This window comes from Roseiarcus fermentans, from assembly GCF_003315135.1.
Taxonomy (GTDB): Bacteria; Pseudomonadota; Alphaproteobacteria; order Rhizobiales; family Beijerinckiaceae; genus Roseiarcus; species Roseiarcus fermentans.
The window spans coordinates 1-16,810 of the sequence record NZ_QNRK01000045.1 but is presented as its reverse complement, the minus strand read 5'-3'; the positions used below and the strand labels follow the sequence as shown (position 1 = coordinate 16,810).

15 protein-coding genes and 1 pseudogene are annotated in these 16,810 nt (G+C 68.3%); 2 read left to right on the top strand and 14 right to left on the bottom strand.

Annotated elements, in window-relative coordinates:
- Positions 1-99: 99 nt before the first annotated feature.
- Complete coding sequence (locus DFR50_RS27545) at positions 100-1,377, top strand: NAD(P)-dependent oxidoreductase (protein ID WP_170153422.1); 1,278 nt, start codon at positions 100-102, stop codon at positions 1,375-1,377.
- 66 nt (positions 1,378-1,443) lie between these two features.
- Here DFR50_RS27545 and DFR50_RS27540 read toward each other — a convergent pair whose 3' ends face one another.
- From DFR50_RS27540 to DFR50_RS27520, 5 genes and pseudogenes are all read right to left on the bottom strand, one after another.
- The gene (locus tag DFR50_RS27540; RefSeq protein WP_113892874.1) at positions 1,444-2,415 is read right to left on the bottom strand and encodes an MBL fold metallo-hydrolase; all 972 of its coding nucleotides are present in this window, start codon (positions 2,413-2,415) and stop codon (positions 1,444-1,446) included.
- Positions 2,416-2,448: 33 nt separating this feature from the next.
- Positions 2,449-2,679: pseudogene (locus DFR50_RS27535) on the bottom strand (DUF6130 family protein); the annotation flags it as partial.
- A gap of 33 nt (positions 2,680-2,712) precedes the next feature.
- The gene (locus tag DFR50_RS27530) at positions 2,713-3,702 is read right to left on the bottom strand and encodes an alpha/beta fold hydrolase (protein WP_113892872.1); all 990 of its coding nucleotides are present in this window, start codon (positions 3,700-3,702) and stop codon (positions 2,713-2,715) included.
- Between the two features lie 100 nt (positions 3,703-3,802).
- A complete protein-coding gene (locus DFR50_RS27525; RefSeq protein ID WP_113892870.1) occupies positions 3,803-4,627 on the bottom strand; it encodes an alpha/beta fold hydrolase in 825 nt (274 codons plus the stop codon).
- Positions 4,624-4,866 (bottom strand): hypothetical protein, encoded by a 243-nt coding sequence (locus tag DFR50_RS27520; protein WP_147262952.1) that lies wholly within the window; start codon positions 4,864-4,866, stop codon positions 4,624-4,626. The genes DFR50_RS27525 and DFR50_RS27520 overlap by 4 nt, the downstream gene beginning before the upstream one ends.
- 212 nt (positions 4,867-5,078) lie before the next feature.
- On the opposite strand from DFR50_RS27520, the gene DFR50_RS27515 reads away from it, so the two are divergent.
- The gene (locus DFR50_RS27515; RefSeq protein WP_113892866.1) at positions 5,079-5,975 is read left to right on the top strand and encodes a LysR family transcriptional regulator; all 897 of its coding nucleotides are present in this window, start codon (positions 5,079-5,081) and stop codon (positions 5,973-5,975) included.
- 101 nt (positions 5,976-6,076) lie between these two features.
- Here DFR50_RS27515 and truB read toward each other — a convergent pair whose 3' ends face one another.
- The 9 genes from truB to DFR50_RS27470 all read right to left on the bottom strand — a co-directional run bounded on the left by truB (position 6,077) and on the right by DFR50_RS27470 (position 16,431).
- A complete protein-coding gene (truB, locus tag DFR50_RS27510) occupies positions 6,077-7,027 on the bottom strand; it encodes a tRNA pseudouridine(55) synthase TruB (protein ID WP_113892926.1) in 951 nt (316 codons plus the stop codon).
- A gap of 11 nt (positions 7,028-7,038) precedes the next feature.
- Positions 7,039-7,458, bottom strand: a complete 420-nt coding sequence (rbfA, locus tag DFR50_RS27505; protein WP_113892864.1) for a 30S ribosome-binding factor RbfA — start codon at positions 7,456-7,458, stop codon at positions 7,039-7,041.
- A 63-nt stretch (positions 7,459-7,521) separates the two neighbouring features.
- Complete coding sequence (locus DFR50_RS27500) at positions 7,522-8,088, bottom strand: Uma2 family endonuclease (protein WP_113892862.1); 567 nt, start codon at positions 8,086-8,088, stop codon at positions 7,522-7,524.
- Between the two features lie 28 nt (positions 8,089-8,116).
- Positions 8,117-10,804, bottom strand: coding sequence for a translation initiation factor IF-2 (infB, locus tag DFR50_RS27495; protein ID WP_113892924.1), 2,688 nt, complete (start codon positions 10,802-10,804; stop codon positions 8,117-8,119).
- A gap of 8 nt (positions 10,805-10,812) precedes the next feature.
- On the bottom strand, positions 10,813-11,538 hold the full coding sequence (locus DFR50_RS27490) for an RNA-binding protein (protein ID WP_113892860.1): 726 nt from the start codon (positions 11,536-11,538) through the stop codon (positions 10,813-10,815).
- 7 nt (positions 11,539-11,545) lie between these two features.
- Positions 11,546-13,129, bottom strand: a complete 1,584-nt coding sequence (gene nusA / locus DFR50_RS27485) for a transcription termination factor NusA (RefSeq protein WP_113892858.1) — start codon at positions 13,127-13,129, stop codon at positions 11,546-11,548.
- Positions 13,119-13,832 carry a ribosome maturation factor RimP gene (gene rimP, locus DFR50_RS27480; RefSeq protein ID WP_113892856.1) on the bottom strand — a complete coding sequence of 238 codons (714 nt, stop codon included), beginning with the start codon at positions 13,830-13,832 and terminating at the stop codon, positions 13,119-13,121. Before rimP ends, nusA begins: the two co-directional genes overlap by 11 nt.
- Positions 13,833-13,994: 162 nt before the next feature.
- Positions 13,995-15,284, bottom strand: a complete 1,290-nt coding sequence (ribB, locus tag DFR50_RS27475) for a 3,4-dihydroxy-2-butanone-4-phosphate synthase (protein WP_113892854.1) — start codon at positions 15,282-15,284, stop codon at positions 13,995-13,997.
- A gap of 151 nt (positions 15,285-15,435) precedes the next feature.
- The gene (locus DFR50_RS27470) at positions 15,436-16,431 is read right to left on the bottom strand and encodes an NADP-dependent oxidoreductase (RefSeq protein ID WP_113892852.1); all 996 of its coding nucleotides are present in this window, start codon (positions 16,429-16,431) and stop codon (positions 15,436-15,438) included.
- Positions 16,432-16,810: the final 379 nt, after the last annotated feature.

The window sequence follows — 16,810 nt, the reverse complement described above, 5'->3', positions numbered from 1 at the left end:
CGCGATCGGCGGGCGTACTCGAACGCCCGGTCGCCGACTGCGGGAATGCGCCGCTCTGTCGATTGGCGGGCGGCGCCGACTTGTTCAGGAGCAACCATCATGAAACTCACCCTCGAATTGATGCTGTTCGGGCTGGCCGCCATCCTGCGCCGCGAAGCCAAGCGGCCCGATGTCGCGGCCATGCTGCGCGACCGCAGGCGGGTCGTCCAGATCAAGACCCGGGACGACAAGGTCGCCAGGAGCTTCGTGTTCGCCGGAGGGGCTGTCTTCTCTCGACGGGGCGCGCTCCCGACCGCCGAGGTCTCCTTCGTCTGGCGGGACGCCGAGACGGCGGTCCGGAGGCTCCGCAGCGCCGACCCAGAGGCCGTTGCGAACGCGCTCGCCGACCAGTCGCTCACGATCGTCGGCGACGGCGATGTCGCCGGATGGTTCGGCGATCTGGCGCGCATCGCGCGACGCGGGGCGAAAGGCGCGAAGGACTTGTCCGCGGCGAAGCCCGCCGTCGCGGTCATCGGCCTCGGACGCATGGGTTCCGGCATCGCCCTGAGCCTTCTCAGGGCCGGCTTTCCGCTGACGGTCTACAATCGAACGGCCGAGAAGACGCGTCCGCTCGTGGCGGCCGGGGCGAAAGCCGCGGAAACCCCGGCCGCGGCGGCGGCTTCGGCCAAGTTCGTGATCACCTCGTTGATGGGCGATGCGTCGGTCCTGGCCGTCGTCGAAGGACCGCAGGGGCTTCTCGCCGGCCTCGGACGCAGCAGCGTTCATATCGGGGCTTCGACAATCTCGGCGGGCGCCACGCGGCGCCTGGTCGCCCTGCATGCCGAACGCGGCTGCGCCTACCTCGCGGCCCCCGTCGTCGGAAGACCCGACGCCGCGGCGGCCGGAGACCTCATGGGGCTCGTCAGCGGCGATCGATCCGTCTTCGACGCCAGCCGCGACGTGATCTCCGCCTACACGCGACAGACCCAATACCTCGGCGAGGATCCCGCAACGGCGCTCGCCGCCAAGCTCGCCATCAACTACACGGCGGCGACCCTGATCGACCTGATGGGTCAGGTCTACGCCTTCGGCGAGAAGACCGGGATTCCGTTGGCCGCGCTGCACACGATGTTCCGGATGCTGTGGGCCCAACCCGGCATGCAGGGCTACGCAACGCGCATCTGGCGTCGCGACTTCGAAGACCTGGGCTTCGACGTTCGCGGCGGCCTCAAGGACGCCACGCTGATTCTCGAGGCGGCGCAGGCGGCGCATGTCCGCTGGGACTTCGTCGAAACGACGCAACGAAAGCTTGCCCGCGCTCTGGAGATGGGGCTCGGCGAGAAAGACTGGAGCGTGGTCTATGAAGTGACGCGCGCGGAGGCGGGCCTCGCCGCCTGAATCCCGAGGGCCTGCAAAGGACCGGGCGATCCGGGCCGCCGCAATCGGCCCGGGCCTCCGAAGCCGTCAAACGCCTTCGTAGACCAGCCTCGTGAAAAATCCGGGATCGATGACGAAATTGCCGAACCTGGCGTCGAAGGCGGCGGTCGGCCCGGCCGCGACCGCCTCGTCCCGCGTCATGCCTTTCTTCTTGAGCGTCGCGACATTCTCGCGGACCGTTGCGAGCATATCGCGGAATTCCGCGAGCTCCGCCCTGTTGCTGACCGGCTTGCCGTGTCCTGGGATGATGATGGTCTTGTCGGTCGTCGCGGCGAGGTTCGCGTCGCAGGCCGCGATCATGCCGTCGATGCTGCCGCCCGTCGAATAGTCGATGAACGGATAGATTCCGTTCCAGAACGTATCCGCGACGTGCACCACATCGGCTTCGCCGAAGGTGACGGAGATGTCGCTGTCGGTATGAGCGGGGCCGTAAGCTTTCAAGGCGATCGAGGCGCCGTTGAGCTTCAGCGCGCGCTCGCTGGCGAACACTTCGGTCGGAATCCCGTTGGGCGGCAAGGCCAGGAAGTTATAGTCCCATTCCTCGACCCGCTGGACCTGCGAGAGATATTTCGCGGTCTTCTCCTGCGCGATGATCTTCGCGCCCATGGCATTCAGCCAGACGTTTCCGTCGGTATGGTCGAAGTGCCAATGGGTATTGACCAGATGCGTGATCGGGTCGGGGCCGAGGCGGGCGAGCGCATCGGTCATCTGCCGCCGCGACACGCCGATGCCGGCGTCGATCAACAGCTTGCCGTCCGCGCCGGTGAGCACCGCGACGTTGCCGCCGGACCCTTCGAGCACGCTGATGTTGTTGCGCAACCTGTGCGTGACGATCGGCGACGCTGCGGCGCTGTCCTTGATGAGGCTCACGATTCCGCGCGCCTCCGCGAACGCCTGGCGCGGCGAGAGCCAGCCCCGGCTCGCCGCGAAGCCCGCCGACCCGAGGCAGCAGAGGCAGAAGCCTCGACGGGATAGTGCGGAAACATGCGCCGTCGTCATTGCGCTCTCCCTTCTCGAGACGGGCTCGAACACCTACTTTTCCGCGATCACCAGCTCGACGACCCCCTGATCGATCGCCCGATGCGTCGGGTCGGCGAGCTGGATCAGCACCTTGTGCGATCCGGGCGGCAGGCTCTGAATGATCAGCGGCTCGCCGCTGGCGTCGGCCCAGCGCCAGGGCGCGTCGTCGACCGTGACGTGGATGTGTCCGATGCGCGGCGACACGTCGAGCGCGCCCGGTCCGAAGACCGGCACGATGCGAAGGAAATGGGCGCGGGGCGGCCCGGCTGTCCGGCGTCAACCGGACGCGAGCTTGCGGCAAAGGAAATCGCGGATCAGGGGGATCATCACATCCGCCTTGTCTTCGAGCGCGAAGTGGCCCGTGTCGATTAGATTCAGTTCGGCGTCGGGCAGATCGCGGAGATAGGGCGTTGCCCCGGCGGCGGGAAAGATCTTGTCGTTCTTGCCCCATACGATCAGCGTGGGCGGCCTGCGCTCGCGGAAAAAGGCCTGAAATTTCGGATAGAGCGGAACGTTGGTCCCATAATCGAGGAAGAGATCGAGCTGGATGTCCTTGTTTCCCGGACGATCGAGCAGCGGCTGGTCGTGACCCCAATTGTCCGGGTCGATCCTGGAAACGTCGGCGACCCCGTCGGTGTACTGGAATTTGGTGGTCTCCGGCGCGACGAGGACGCCGATCGCCGCGCGATTCGCCGCCGATCCGTCGGCCCAATAGGCCTTGATCGGATCCCAGAACGCCTTGAGGCCTTCCTCGTAAGCGTTGCCGTTCTGAACGATGAGGGCGCTCACACGCTCGGGATGCTTGAGCGCGAGCCGGTAGCCGACCGGCGCGCCATAGTCCATGAGGTAGATCGCGTAGCTCCTGGCGCCGAGTTGGGTGACGAGGCTGTCGACGATGTCGGCGTAATGGCTGAACGTATAGGCGAACGCCTTGTGATCGGGCGCGCCGCTCTCTCCGAAACCCGGATAGTCCGGCGCGATCACACGGTAGCGATCGGCGAGCGCCGGGATCAGGTTGCGGAACATGTGCGACGACGTCGGGAATCCGTGCAGCAGCAGGACGATCGGCGCATCGGCGGGACCGGCTTCGCGATAGAAGACATCGACGCCGTCGATCTTCACGGTGCGGTAGTGAACGACCGGTATCGACGCTGGATTCCCGGCGCAGACCCGCGCGCCTTCGGCGACCGCATGAACGGGCGCCGCGGAGGATAGCAGCGCTGCCACGAGCGCCAGGACGGTCGGGCGGAGGGAACAGGTCGGCATGTCTGTCTCCGGGGGCTGCGATCGAGCCGGGCGGGATGGTCCTCCTGGACCACGACCGCGCCGGCGTCTCACGGATGACGGTGGATAGAGCCGCGGCCGTTCAGGCCTTGAAGAACGCCAGCAGGTCCGCGTTGATCGTCTCGGCCTGCGTCGTCGGCATCCCGTGGGGAAAATCCTTGTAGGTTTTCAGAGTTCCGTTCTTCAACAGTTTCGCCGACAGGGGCCCGGCGGCGACGTAAGGCACGATCTGATCGTCCTCGCTGTGCATCACCAGCACAGGCGCAGTGATCTTCTGGAGGTCCTCGGTGAAGTCGGTCTGCGAAAAGGCGACGATGCCGTCGTAGTGGGCCTTCGCCCCGCCCATCATGCCCTGGCGCCACCAATTCCGGACCGCGGATTCCAGCGGTTTCACGCCCGGACGGTTGAAGCCGTAAAACGGACCCGCGGCGACCTCGAGGTAGAACTGCGAGCGGTTGGCCGCGAGCGCCGCCTGGAACCCGTCGAACACTTCCTTGGGCGTCCCGTTCGGATTGGACGCTGTCTTGACCATCAGCGGCGGAACCGCGCTGATGATCGCCGCCTTCGCCACCCGGCTCTCGCCGTGCCGCGCCAGGTAGCGCACCACCTCGCCACCGCCGGTGGAATGGCCAACGTGGATCACGTTGTCGAGATCGAGATGCTCGATCACCGCCGCGAGGTCGTCGGCGTAGTGGTCCATGTCGTGGCCGCGGTCAGTCTGCGTCGAGCGTCCGTGGCCTCGGCGGTCATGTGCGATGACCCGATAGCCGTGATTGAGGAAGAACAGCAGCTGCGCGTCCCAGTCGTCGGCCGAAAGCGGCCAGCCGTGACTGAAGACAATGGGCTGACCCGCGCCCCAATCCTTGTAGAAGATTTCCACGCCGTCCTTCGTCTCGATCGTGCTCATGGCGAGAACTCCTTGATGTGGCGCCGCTCTGGCTGCACAGTGAGGACGATCGCCAACCACGGACCCCGGGTCGCGATCGTGCTGGTCTTGCGATTTCCTTCGATGGAGCCGGCCCCTACGCCGCCGACGGTCACCGCCTGCGCCGCGGCCGAGGGAGACGGCCGACCGGCGAGCGAAACTGTCGCCGCGGCGCCCACAAGGACGAAGTCTTGCCGTGTTTCGGTCTCGCGGGAAGGCATTTAGGCATTCCTTGGAATAAGCGATTGGATCGAAACTCGGATTTCCTGACCGCTACTTGATCGACGAAGGCGCAAGTTGTGAAAACACAATTGTATTTAATGTTTCACACACTCGATCCACCGGAGCGCAGCAACAGGGTAGGCGATTGCCATGCGCCCGTGTAGCCGGTATATTTGGGAAAGAGCTTTTCAGAATTCGGAAAGCCGTCCTCATGGACCGGATCGAGTCGATGAGCGTGATCGTCACGATCGCGGAGGCCGGCAGTCTGTCCGCGGCTTCGCGGCAGCTCGGCATGCCGGTCGCGACGGTCAGTCGCAAGCTCTCGGAACTCGAATCCCGCCTGAAGGCGCAATTGTTTCAGAGATCGTCCCGACACTTGTCGCTCACCGACGCCGGGCGGGGTTATATCGAGGCCTGCAAACGCATTCTCGAGCAGGTCGACGACGCCGAGCGAGAGGCCTCGGGCGAGTATCGCGCTCCGACGGGCGATCTCACCGTGACCGCCCCGTGGGGGCTCGGCCATCTCCACCTGCTGCCGCTGTCCTGCGAGTTCCAGAACGCCTACCCAGAGATCGCCTTGCGCCTGTTGCTGAGCGATCGCGTCTTGAGTCCGGTCGAGAACAAAATCGATCTCGCCATTCGGATCGGGCCGTTGCCCGACAGCAGCATGATCGCGACGCGGCTCGGGTCGGTTCGCGTCGTGGCCTGCGCCAGCCCCGACTATCTCGCCGCCCGAGGGCGTCCGGAGACGCCGAACGACCTAAGACACCACGACTGCATTACGGTCGATGAGTCGGGCGTTCCCCGCGTCTGGCGTTTTGCAGAGGACGACAGCGAAATGGCTGCGCCCATTCGCACGCGATTGACCGTGAACACGTCGGAAGCCGCGGTCGAGGCGGCGGTGGCAGGCGCCGGGATCGCTCGCGTCATGTCGTACAAGATGGAGGCCGCAAGGCGTTCGGGACGCCTCGTCATCATCCTGGACGCCTTCGAGAAAGAGCCCCTGCCTGTCCACTTCGTCTACGCGGAGCGGAAGCCCATGCCGATCAAGCTCCGCGCATTTCTGAATTGGTTCACCCCGCGACTCAAGGCCCGCCTCGCGCCCTAGATCGGCGAGCGGCGCTCGCCTCCGTCCGGGGCGTTGAAAAGGGCAACTTTGCGCCTGGTCGCTCACACGACCCTTTCGGCGAGAACGGCGCCTTGTGCGGGCTACCCCTTCACATTGAACACCCGCGTCGACACGAAATAGCCGCCCTCGATCGCGCCGAACGCGATCGGCGCGCCGAAGCAGGAGGCCCAGGCGGGGCCTTCGGGCGCCGTCGCGCCGCGCACCAGCAGAGCCTGCCCGCGCCGCAGCGTCGCCGCGCCGTTACGGTCGACCGGGAGCGCCGCGAGTTCGGAGAGGCCGGCCTGGAGCGGCAGCATGGCGCGCGCCATCAGGTCGGTATCGTCGGGCAGGCGGTCGAGCGGGATTCCCGTGTCGGCTGAGAATGGCCCGACCCGCGTGCGCCTGAGCTCGATCACGTGGCCGTAACAGCCGAGCGCGCGGCCGAGATCGCGCGCGATCGCGCGCACATAGGCCCCCTTGCCGCATTCCGCCTCGAGCACCGCCGTGTCGTCGCCGGCCTCGACGAGCGCAAGCCGGTAGACGTGAATCGGGCGGGCGGCGATTTCGAACGTCTCGCCTTCGCGGGCGAGGTCGTAGGCGCGCGCGCCGTCGATCTTGATGGCGGAAAACGTCGGCGGCGTCTGCTCGATCAGGCCGACGAAACGCGGCAGCGCCGCCTCGATCTCGGCCGGGGACGGGCGACGGTCGGAGCGGGCCACGATCGCGCCCTCGGCGTCGTCGGTCGCGCTCTCCTCGCCCCAGCGCACCCGGAACCGGTAGGCCTTGGCGCCGTCCTGGACGATCGGCACGGTTTTCGTCGCCTCGCCGAAGGCCACCGGCAGGACGCCGGAGGCGAGCGGGTCGAGCGTGCCGGCGTGCCCGGCTTTCCGGGCGTTGAACAGAAACTTCAGCCGGCCCACGGCCTGAGTCGAGGTGACGCCGACCGGCTTGTCGAGGTTGATCCAGCCGTTGACCTCGATCCGGGTCGAGCGCTTCTGCGCAGGCCTTGCGCGCCTGGCCGGCCGCTCGGGGGCGGGTCGCCGGTCGTCGATCGCGTCGTCGGTCACGGTTCGTCCCCTTCCGCTTCGTCGCGCGGGCCGAGGTCGCGCGCGACCTCGGGCGACTTCAGGAGCGCGTCGATGCGCGCCTGATCCTCGAAGCTCGAATCGAGCGCAAAGCGCAGATCGGGCGCGAATTTGAGATTGATCCTGTGCGCGACCAGCGTCCGGATCTCCTTCTTGTGACGGTTCAGCGCGTCGATGGTGGCGGCCGCGTCCACCCCGCCGAGCGGCATCACCGAGACGGCCGCGTGCTTGAGGTCCGGCGACATGCGCACGACCGGAACCGTCACCGGATGGCGCCCGAGCGCGTCGTCGAGGATGTCGCCGCGAGCGAGAATCTCGGCGAGCGCGTGGCGGATCAGCTCGGCCACCCGTTCGAGGCGATGGCTGGGCGTATTCGATTTCGGGGAGGGTCTGGACATTGATTTCGCCTCGCGCGCTTGGGCGCGACAGAACTGGAAAGATGCGGGTGCGGGCCGGGCCGGCTAGACGGTCGCGAGCCGGATGGAAAACCCGGGCAGGGCTGCGAAGGCGAGCGGCTCCTCGGGCGCGCGCTCGACGATGTCGCGCCATCCGCTTCCGTCCGGTCCCCGATAGACCAAGGTGGTCCGGCGCGCGGCGTCGATCACCCACAACTCGTTCACGCCGTAGCGGGCGTAGAGCCGCGCCTTGAGGCCGCGGTCGTAGGCGAGGCTGGTCGCGGCGACCTCGATCGCGAGCAGGATGTCCCGGCCCTTCACCTCCTCGAGCTTCGGCCCTTTCGGATAGACGGTGAGGTCGGGTTCGACGAACGTGTTCGGGCCGAGGTACAGCGTCGATTCGATCCCCATCCACAGATGGTCGGGCAGCGCGCGGACGATCGCAATGTTCAGCGCGACCTTGATCAGTTCGTGAGCGTGGGATTTCGCTTGCATCGGCACGATCTCGCCTTCGATCAGCTCGAAGTTTTCGTCTTCCGCGATGATCCCGGCGTCCTGCATGCGCAGGATCTCGGCCACCGTGAAAGCCCGGCGGTCGAAACCCTCGGCGGCGCGCGTCACCTGGCCTCTCATGAGCGATGGCCTCCGTCCGTCGCGCGCCTCACAGCGTGCGCCGGATTTCCTCGACGTTGTAGCACTCGATGATGTCGCCGGCGCGCATGTCCTGGTAGTTTTCGAACGCCATGCCGCATTCCTGACCGGCCTGCACCTGGCCGACTTCGTCCTTGAAGCGCTTGAGCGTCGACAGCTTGCCCTCGTGCACGACGACGTTGTCGCGGATCAGCCGCACATGGGCGCCGCGCTGGACGACGCCGTCGAGGACCCGGCAGCCCGCGACGTTGCCGACCTTCGAGATGTGGAAGATCTCGAGGATCTGGGCGTTGCCGAGCATGGTCTCGCGCATCGTCGGCGCCAGCATGCCGGAGAGGGCCGCCTTCACGTCATCCACCAGGTTGTAGATGATGTTGTAGTAACGGATCTCGATTCCCGACTGCTCGGCGAGCTCGCGCGCCTCCTTGTGGGCGCGCACGTTGAAGCCGAGGATGACGGCCTTGGAGGCGGTGGCGAGCGTGACGTCGGATTCGGTGACGCCGCCGACCGCGCCGTGGATGACGCGCGCCACGACCTCGTCGTTGCCGAGCTTCTCGAGCGCGGCGGTGATCGCCTCGACCGAGCCCTGCACGTCGCCCTTGACGACGATGGGGAGCTCCTTGTGGCCTGCCGCCTTGAGGTTGCTCATCATGTCGGAGAGCGAGGTGCGCACCGCCGGGCCGCGCGCCACCGCCTTTTCGCGCTTCATGCGCTCGCGATATTCGGTGATCTCCCGCGCGCGGGCCTCCGATTCGACCACGGCCACGCGATCGCCCGCCTCGGGCGCGCCGTCGAAGCCGAGCACCTCGACCGGCATGGCCGGCGGAGCCTCGTCGATGGCTTGCCCCTTGTCGGTGATGAGCGCGCGAACGCGACCCCAGTTCGAGCCCGCGACCACGAGGTCGCCGACGCTGAGCGTGCCGCGCTGAACCAGCACGGTCGCGACCGGCCCGCGGCCGCGATCGAGGCGGGCCTCGATCACCGTCCCCTCGGCGCTGCGCGCCGGATCGGCGACCAGGTCGAGAAGTTCGGCTTGCAGGGCGATCGCCTCGAGCAGCTTGTCGAGATTGGTATGGTTCTTCGCCGAAACCTCGACCGCCAGGGTGTCGCCGCCGAACGCCTCGACCTGCACGTCGTGCTGGAGGAGTTCCTGCGTCACGCGCTGGGGGTCGGCTTCCGGCTTGTCGATCTTGTTGATGGCGACGATGATCGGCGCCCCCGCCGCCTTGGCGTGGCGGATCGCCTCGATCGTCTGCGGCATCACGCCGTCGTCGGCCGCCACCACCAGCACGACGATGTCGGTCACCTTGGCGCCGCGGGCGCGCATGGCGGTGAAGGCGGCGTGGCCGGGCGTGTCGATGAAGGTGATCGCCTCGCCGCCGGGCGCGATCACCTGATAGGCGCCGATGTGCTGGGTGATGCCGCCGGCCTCGCCCGACACCACGTTGGCGTGGCGGATGGCGTCGAGCAGCGAGGTCTTGCCGTGGTCGACGTGGCCCATGATGGTCACGATCGGCGGCCGCGGAACCGAAGCGCCCTCCTCGTCGGGACTGTCGAACAGGCCTTCCTCGACGTCGGAATCGGCGACGCGCTTGACCGTGTGTCCCATCTCCTCGGCGATCAGCTCGGCCGTGTCGGCGTCGAGCACGTCGGTGAGCGTGACCATGCGCCCCTGGCGCATGAGAAGCTTGATCACGTCGACCGCCCGCTCCGACATGCGGGCGGCGAGCTCCTGAATGGTGATCGCTTCGGGAAGCACGATCTCGCGCGCGATCTTCTCCTTGTGGTCCTGCATCCCGCCGCCCTTGAGGCGCTGGGTGCGGCGGCGGAAGGAGGCGACCGAACGGGTGCGCTCCTCCTCGGCCGAGGTGGCGGTCGCGACCGTCAGACGGCCGCGGTTTCGCTCCGCGCCGCCGCGCGTCGGACGCGGCGTCGGCACGGCGACCTTCTGCGGCAGGATCGGGGTGAGGGTCGGGCGCTTGACCGGACGGGTCTCCTCGCCCGCGGGCCTGGCGGCGGCGGGAGCGGGCTTGGCCGCGGCGGGGACAGGGGCGGCGGGGGGGCGGGGCGCGGGCGCCGCAGGCCTCGCCTCGGCCTGCGCCGGCGGCCTGACCGTGGCGGGCCGGGGCTGAGCCGCGGTCGGCGCGGGAGCGGGTTCGCCGCCCGCGAGGCGGCGACGCGCCTCTTCCTCGGCCTGGCGCTTGAACGCGGCCTCCTGGGTGCGGCGGGTTTCTTCCTCGCGCTTGCGCGCTTCGGCCGCTTCGCGTTCGGCGCGCTCGCGCGCCTCGCGTTCGCGGCGCGCCTCTGCGTCGGCCTCCTGACGGCGGCGATCTTCCTCTTCCCGGGCGCGGGCCTCGAGCAGCGCCCGGGCGCGCGCTTCCCGTTGCTCGGCGCTCAGCGTCGGCAGGACGACTCCGGTCTTGGGCGGCGGAGGAGCGTTGGGCCGCGACGGCGCGCCCTTCGTCGGCGCGACCGTCGCTGCGGGCTTGGGCGGCGGCGGCGCGCTCGGGGCGGCCGGGGGCAGGACCTCGCCCGGGCCGGCGACCCGACGCTTGACCTTCTCGACCACGACAGCCTTGCTGCGCCCATGCGAAAAGCTCTGGCGCACGGTGCCCTGTTCGACCGGACGCTTCAGGTGCAGGGTCGCTTTCGGCGGCGCGGCGCCGGTCGGCTTGTCGCTATTGCTGGTTTCGCTCATGCCCATTCCTAATTCGTTGGCTTTTCAGCCAATTCGTCCGATCGGCCGCTGGCCGCCGGACTTGCGGCCAGCGCGTCGCCGCCGCCCTCGTTCGGATCCTGTTCCGCAGCGCCCGCGCGAAAACGGCGCAGCCGCTCAGCCCTCGCCAGAAAGGCCGATGCCGCCGCGCCGGATTTGAGCGCAGCATGTACCACATTTGCCTTCCCCAATGCCAAATCCAATTGACGGGAAGAGAAAAGTTTGATTCGCGCGACCGCCGCCGCGGCCTCGCCGAGTCTGCTCCTGAGCGCCTGTTCCCGCTTCGCTGCGCCGTCGGCCGCCGCGTCCGCCGCCTGGATCAGGGCCGCCAGGCCTCCCGCCGCGATCGCCGCGTCGACTTTGAAAGCGCCCGAGACGACGAGCCCGGCCTTCACCGCCATCGACAGCGACTGCAACGCGTCGCGTTCGAGCAGGCCGTCCACGGCGTCGGCGAGATCGGGCGGCGCCGCCGCCGGCGCGCGGAAGCCGCGCGCGAACGCGCCCTTGGCGGCGGCGCGCCGGACCGCTTCGGCGCTGAGGCTCGTCCAGACGCCGCGGCCCGGGAGCTTGCGGCGAATGTCGGGCACGACCGAGCCGTCCGGGGCGAGGGCGAAGCGCAGCATCGCCTCCGGAGGCCCCTTCGCCCCCGTTACGATGCAGGTCCGCTCCGACCCGCCCTCTTCGTCGCGCGCGCTGGTCCGCAATCCGTCGCTCATGGGCCCGTCAGGCCGCCTCCCCTTCCTCGCCGCCCTCGCTCTCCGGCGCCGGCGCCTCGATCCAGCCGGCGCGGACGCGCGCGTCCAGGATCATGGCGTCGGCCTGCGCCCGGGTGACGTCGAAGCCGGCCAGATGGCCGGACTTCGCCTGGTCGCCCTCGGACCAGCCGACGAGATCGTCGCTCGCGCAATCGGCCAGATCCTCGAGCGTCCTGACGCCGCTCTCGCCGAGCCTGACCAGCATCGCGGTGGTCAGGCCGTCGATCTCCTTCAGCTCGTCGGCGACGCCCAGCGCCACCCGCTTCTCGTCCAGCGCAGCCTCGATCGCGGCCAGGTGGTTCTGTGCGCGCATTTGAATTTCTCCCGCCGTCTCCTCGTCGAAGCCTTCGATCGTCGCCAGTTCGTGCAGCTCGACGTAGGCGATTTCCTCGACTGTGCGGAAGCCCTCGGAGGCGAGCAGCTGGGCGACCGTCTCGTCGACGTCGAGCGCGGCCATGAACTGGGCGGTGCGCTCGGCGAATTCCTTCTGGCGACGCTCCGATTCCTCGGCCTCGGTCAGAATGTCGATGTCCCAGCCGGTGAGCTGCGAAGCGAGACGGACGTTCTGGCCGCGCCGGCCGATCGCCAGCGACAGCTGATCGTCGGGCACGACGACCTCGATCCGGGTCGAGTCCTCGTCGAGCACGACCTTCATCACCTCGGCCGGCTGGAGCGCGTTGACGATGAAGGTCGCTGCGTCCGGCGACCAGGGGATGATGTCGATCTTTTCGCCCTGCAGCTCGTTGACCACCGCCTGCACGCGCGAGCCGCGCATGCCGACGCAGGCCCCGACGGGGTCGATGGAGGAATCGTTCGACGTCACGGCGATCTTGGCGCGCGAGCCCGGATCGCGCGCCACCGCCCTCACCTCGACGATGCCGTCGTAAATCTCCGGCACCTCCTGGGCGAACAGTTTCGCGGTGAACTGCGGATGGGTGCGGCTGAGGAAGATCTGCGGTCCGCGCGCCTCGCGACGCACGTCGTAGACATAGGCGCGGATGCGGTCGCCGGGGCGGAACATCTCGCGCGGAACGAGCTCGTCGCGCCGCACCACCGCTTCGCCGCCCGCGCCGCCGAGGTCGACGACGACGTTGCCGTATTCGACCCGCTTGACCGCGCCGTTGATGATTTCGCCGATCCGGTCCTTGAACACCTCGTACTGCTTGTCGCGCTCGGCCTCGCGGATCTTCTGCACCAGCACCTGTTTCGAGGCCTGCGCGGGAATGCGGCCGTAGTCGAACGGCGGCAGCGATTCGGAGATCCAGTCGCCGATCTGCGCCGACGGATTCTTCTTCTGGGCGTCGGCGAGCGTCATCTGGGTCGCGTCGTTCTCGACCTCGTCGACCACCAGCAACAATCGCGAGAAGCGGATCTCGCCGGTCTTCGGGTTGATCTCCGCGCGCACCTCGGTCTCCTGGCCGTAGCGCGAACGCGCGGCCTTCTGCATCGCGTCCTCCATCGAGGCGAGCACGATCGAACGGTCGATCGATTTCTCGCGCGCGACGGCGTCGACGATCTGCAGGAGTTCGAGTCGGTTGGCGCTAACGGCCATGAGTGTCTCCTTCGTCAGGCCCGTGCGGCTTCGCCGCGCCGCGGGCCGCGGCTTTTCGTTTCGGGTCGGCCTTGGCCTTCGCCGGAGGCGCCGCGCCCGGTCGGCGCTTCGCCTCCTTCAGCGCGGCCTTCTCGCGCCGGAGCGCGGCGCGGATCAGATCGTCGGTGAGGACGAGCCGGGCGTCGCCCATCGCCGCGACCGGAAGATCGAAGGCGGTCTCGCTCTTGTCGTCGGCCACGACGACGAGCCGGACCGTCGCGCCGGCGGAATCGGGAGCGACCGCCTCGATGCGGCCGCGGAAGCGCTTGCGGCCATCGACCGGCGTCGCCATCTCGATCTTCGCCTCGTGGCCGACGGCGCGCTCGAAATCCGAGCGGCGCACGAGCGGCCGGTCGATGCCGGGGGACGAAAGTTCAAGCCGATACGCCTGCGTCATGATGTCCTCGGCGTCGAAAACCGGCGAAAGGGCTTCGCTCGCGCGTTCGCAGTCGTCGATCGTCATCGTGCCGTCGGAGCGTTCCGCCATCACCTGCACGGTCGCGCCGCTGGCTGCCGAGATCTTCACCCGCACCAGTCTGAGGCCGAGATCGCGCAGCGCCGGCGCGGCGATCCGGCCGATGCGCTGGGCCGCGCCCGCGTCCTCGATCAGACGCGGCTCGTCGAGCGCTTCGGCGTCGACGGTTTGGAGTGGTTCCTCGGCCATGACCCTCGCGGAAATAAAAAAGAGCGGGTCCCGGACGGGGCCCACTCTCAACCGTTCCTTCCATCCGGTCGATGAAAGGTTATGAGATGTTGTTGGAGCGCGATATAGTCCAAGCGTCCCGCCGGCGCAAGGCATAAAGCGCGGCCTTGCGGGCGGCGTGGCTCACCCTTCGATCGGTTCGACCGCCGCAATCTCGATGCCGAAACCGGAGAGGCCGACATAGGTGCGCGGATGGTTCGTCCGCAGCCGGATCGAAGAGACGCCGAGATCGCGCAGGATCTGGGCGCCGAGGCCGACCTCGCGCCACTGCTGGGCGCGCGCGCCATCGGATCCGGCCGCCTCCGCGCCGAAATTCGCCGGCACGCCCGCCGAGCCGTCGCGCAGGTAGACGAGGACCCCCCGGCCTTCGTCCTTGAACTGCTGCAGAACCTTGGGGATCGAGCCGCCGCCGAACACGTCGTTGATGATGTCGCAGCGATGGAGCCGGGCCGGCATGTCGCGGCCGTCGCCGATCGATCCGTGCACGAAGGCGAAATGCGTGACGGTGTCGAAGGGCGTCCGATAGGCGTAGCCCTTGAGCTCGCCGAACGGCGTCTCGACCGGAAAGGTCGCGAAGCGCTCGACCAGTTTCTCACGGCCCTCGCGGTAGGCGATGAGGTCGGCGACCGAGATGCGCTCGAGGCCGTGCTTTTCGGCGAACGCCGCGATCTGCGGCCCGACCATGACGGTGCCGTCGTCGTTGGCGAGCTCGCAGATGACCGCGACCATGGGGAGTTTGGCGAGCCTGCACAGGTCGATGGCGGCCTCGGTGTGGCCGGAGCGCATGAGCACGCCGCCCTCTTTCGCGATCAGCGGAAACACGTGGCCGGGTCGGACGAAGTCGCTCGCCCCCATGTTGCCGTTGGCGAGCGCGCGAACCGTATTGCAGCGCTGCTCGGCCGAAATGCCGGTGGTCATGCCGTGCTTCACATCGACCGAGACGGTGAAGGCGGTGCCGAGCGGCGCATCGTTGGCGGCCACCATCGGAGGAAGGTTCAACCTGCGGGCATTGTCCGCCGTCAGCGGCGCGCACACGATGCCGCAGCCGTTGCGGATGATGAACGCCATCGCCTCGGTGGTGCAGAGCGAAGCGGCGACGATCATGTCGCCCTCGTTCTCGCGGTCGTCGTCGTCCGTGACGACCACGATCGCTCCGCGCGCGAACGCTTCGATCGCTTTCGTAACGGGGTGGTTCATGTCGTGTCCCTTTCGCCCTGTCGGCGGATGGAGAAGAAAATCGTTGGGGGTCACCGCGCCCCGGGTCTCGGCGACGATACGCTCGGCGGTCTCGCGCGAAAGCCAGGCGCCGTCGTCGCGGCAGATCAGCGTCACCGCGCCCGGGGACACCCCGATGCGCCGGGCGAATTCCACGCGGGTGACGGCGTTCTGGCGGAGCCAGTCGGCGAGTTTCATGCGGGCGACCTTGCGGCCAGGGATGACCTCCGACACGGGGCGCGAGGGCGCCGGACTGCATGTCCGGCGCCCCGCGTCCGCGGCGGACACCTAGCCGCGGTCGATCGGAATTTCAATAGCGCTCAAATCGCGTGGACGAATTGAGTTTTGCTCAATCGACGCGGACCAGCATCTTGCCGAAATTCTCGCCATGCAGCAGGTCGACCAGCGCCTGCGGGGCCGCCTCGAGACCCTCGCGAATGGTCTCGCGCCACTTCAGCCGCCCGGCGGCGGCGTGGCCGGCGAGCTCGGTCAGCGCCTGCGGCCACAGCGACATGTGGTCCGACACGATGAAGCCCTCGATCTTGATGCGCCGGACGAGGAAGACGCGCATGTCGGGCAGCGCGGTCGGCGCCCCCTCATAAGAAGCGATCAGGCCGCAGATCGCGAGCCGGGCGAAATCGTTCAGCCGTCGAAGCGCCTGCTGGAACGGCTCGCCGCCCACGTTCTCGAACACGCCGTCGACGCCATCGGGAACTGCGGCCTTCAGATCCGCGGCGAAGGTCGGCGACTTGTGATCGACGCAGGCATCGTAGCCGAGTTCGTCGACGGCGAAGGCGCATTTCTCGGCGCCGCCGGCGATTCCGACCGCCCGTGCGCCGCCCGCCCGGGCGAGCTGGCCGACGACCGAGCCGACCGCGCCGGTCGCGGCCGAGACCAGCACCGTCTCGCCCGCCTTCGGCGCGATGATTGTGTTCAGGCCGTACCAGGCGGTGACGCCCGGCATGCCGACCGGGCCGAGATAGGCCTGGATCGGGATCGCGCGCGCGTCCACGACCCTGAGGTCGCCGCCGTCGCTGAGCCAGTAGCGCTGCCAGCCGCCCATGCCGACCACCGCCTCGCCCGGCTGGAAGCGCGGGTTGTTCGAGGCCTCGACCACTCCGACCGCCCCGCCTTGCATCACCGCGCCGACCTCCTGCGGCCTGGCGTAGGATTTGGCGTCGCTGAGCCGTCCGCGCATGTAGGGATCGAGCGACACAAAGGTCTGCCGCACCAGAACCTGGCCGGGTCCGGGCGCGGGGACGGGCGTCTCGACGAAGCGGAAATTGGCGGGGGAGACCTTGTCGGTGGGGCGATGGTCCAGGAGGATCTGAAGGTTGGTGGGCATGGGGCGTCTCCTCGTCGGCCGGCGTCGGCGCCGGGCGGAGGCGCGACCCTAAGGCTGCGGACGGCGAGCGGCAACGCGCCGAAGCCGCCGCCGGACAAGGAAGACTCGGGCTTCAGGGCGAGGCGGGCGCGGGGCATCGGCCTCGCGATCAACGCCCGGCGGCCCGCACCGCTCGGGAATTCCTTGCCCGCCTGCCGAATATGTTCTATGTTTGTTCCAATCCTGCGACATCGAGAACGCCCATGGAGAACGCCCATGTCCGATATCCCCGCATACGCGCGGGCCGCGGGTCTCGCCAAGGCCCATGCGGAGGGTCGACTCGACGAGCGGCTCGGCTTCTTCGCCAAACCCAAGCTCCTGATCGTCGACGAGCTCGGCT

Bases quoted from the DNA above. Each gene is read 5' to 3' on its own strand.
- DFR50_RS27530 (WP_113892872.1), bottom strand. From the start codon at position 3,702: ATGCCGACCTGTTCCCTCCGCCCGACCGTCCTGGCGCTCGTGGCAGCG.
- rbfA (WP_113892864.1), bottom strand. From the start codon at position 7,458: ATGTCCAGACCCTCCCCGAAATCGAATACGCCCAGCCATCGCCTCGAA.
- DFR50_RS27470 (WP_113892852.1), bottom strand. From the start codon at position 16,431: ATGCCCACCAACCTTCAGATCCTCCTGGACCATCGCCCCACCGACAAG.
- nusA (WP_113892858.1), bottom strand. From the start codon at position 13,129: ATGGCCGTTAGCGCCAACCGACTCGAACTCCTGCAGATCGTCGACGCC.
- DFR50_RS27500 (WP_113892862.1), bottom strand. From the start codon at position 8,088: ATGAGAGGCCAGGTGACGCGCGCCGCCGAGGGTTTCGACCGCCGGGCT.
- DFR50_RS27545 (WP_170153422.1), top strand. From the start codon at position 100: ATGAAACTCACCCTCGAATTGATGCTGTTCGGGCTGGCCGCCATCCTG.
- infB (WP_113892924.1), bottom strand. From the start codon at position 10,804: ATGAGCGAAACCAGCAATAGCGACAAGCCGACCGGCGCCGCGCCGCCG.
- rimP (WP_113892856.1), bottom strand. From the start codon at position 13,832: ATGGCCGAGGAACCACTCCAAACCGTCGACGCCGAAGCGCTCGACGAG.
- DFR50_RS27520 (WP_147262952.1), bottom strand. From the start codon at position 4,866: ATGCCTTCCCGCGAGACCGAAACACGGCAAGACTTCGTCCTTGTGGGC.
- DFR50_RS27525 (WP_113892870.1), bottom strand. From the start codon at position 4,627: ATGAGCACGATCGAGACGAAGGACGGCGTGGAAATCTTCTACAAGGAT.
- DFR50_RS27540 (WP_113892874.1), bottom strand. From the start codon at position 2,415: ATGACGACGGCGCATGTTTCCGCACTATCCCGTCGAGGCTTCTGCCTC.
- ribB (WP_113892854.1), bottom strand. From the start codon at position 15,284: ATGAAACTCGCCGACTGGCTCCGCCAGAACGCCGTCACCCGCGTGGAA.
- DFR50_RS27490 (WP_113892860.1), bottom strand. From the start codon at position 11,538: ATGAGCGACGGATTGCGGACCAGCGCGCGCGACGAAGAGGGCGGGTCG.
- DFR50_RS27515 (WP_113892866.1), top strand. From the start codon at position 5,079: ATGGACCGGATCGAGTCGATGAGCGTGATCGTCACGATCGCGGAGGCC.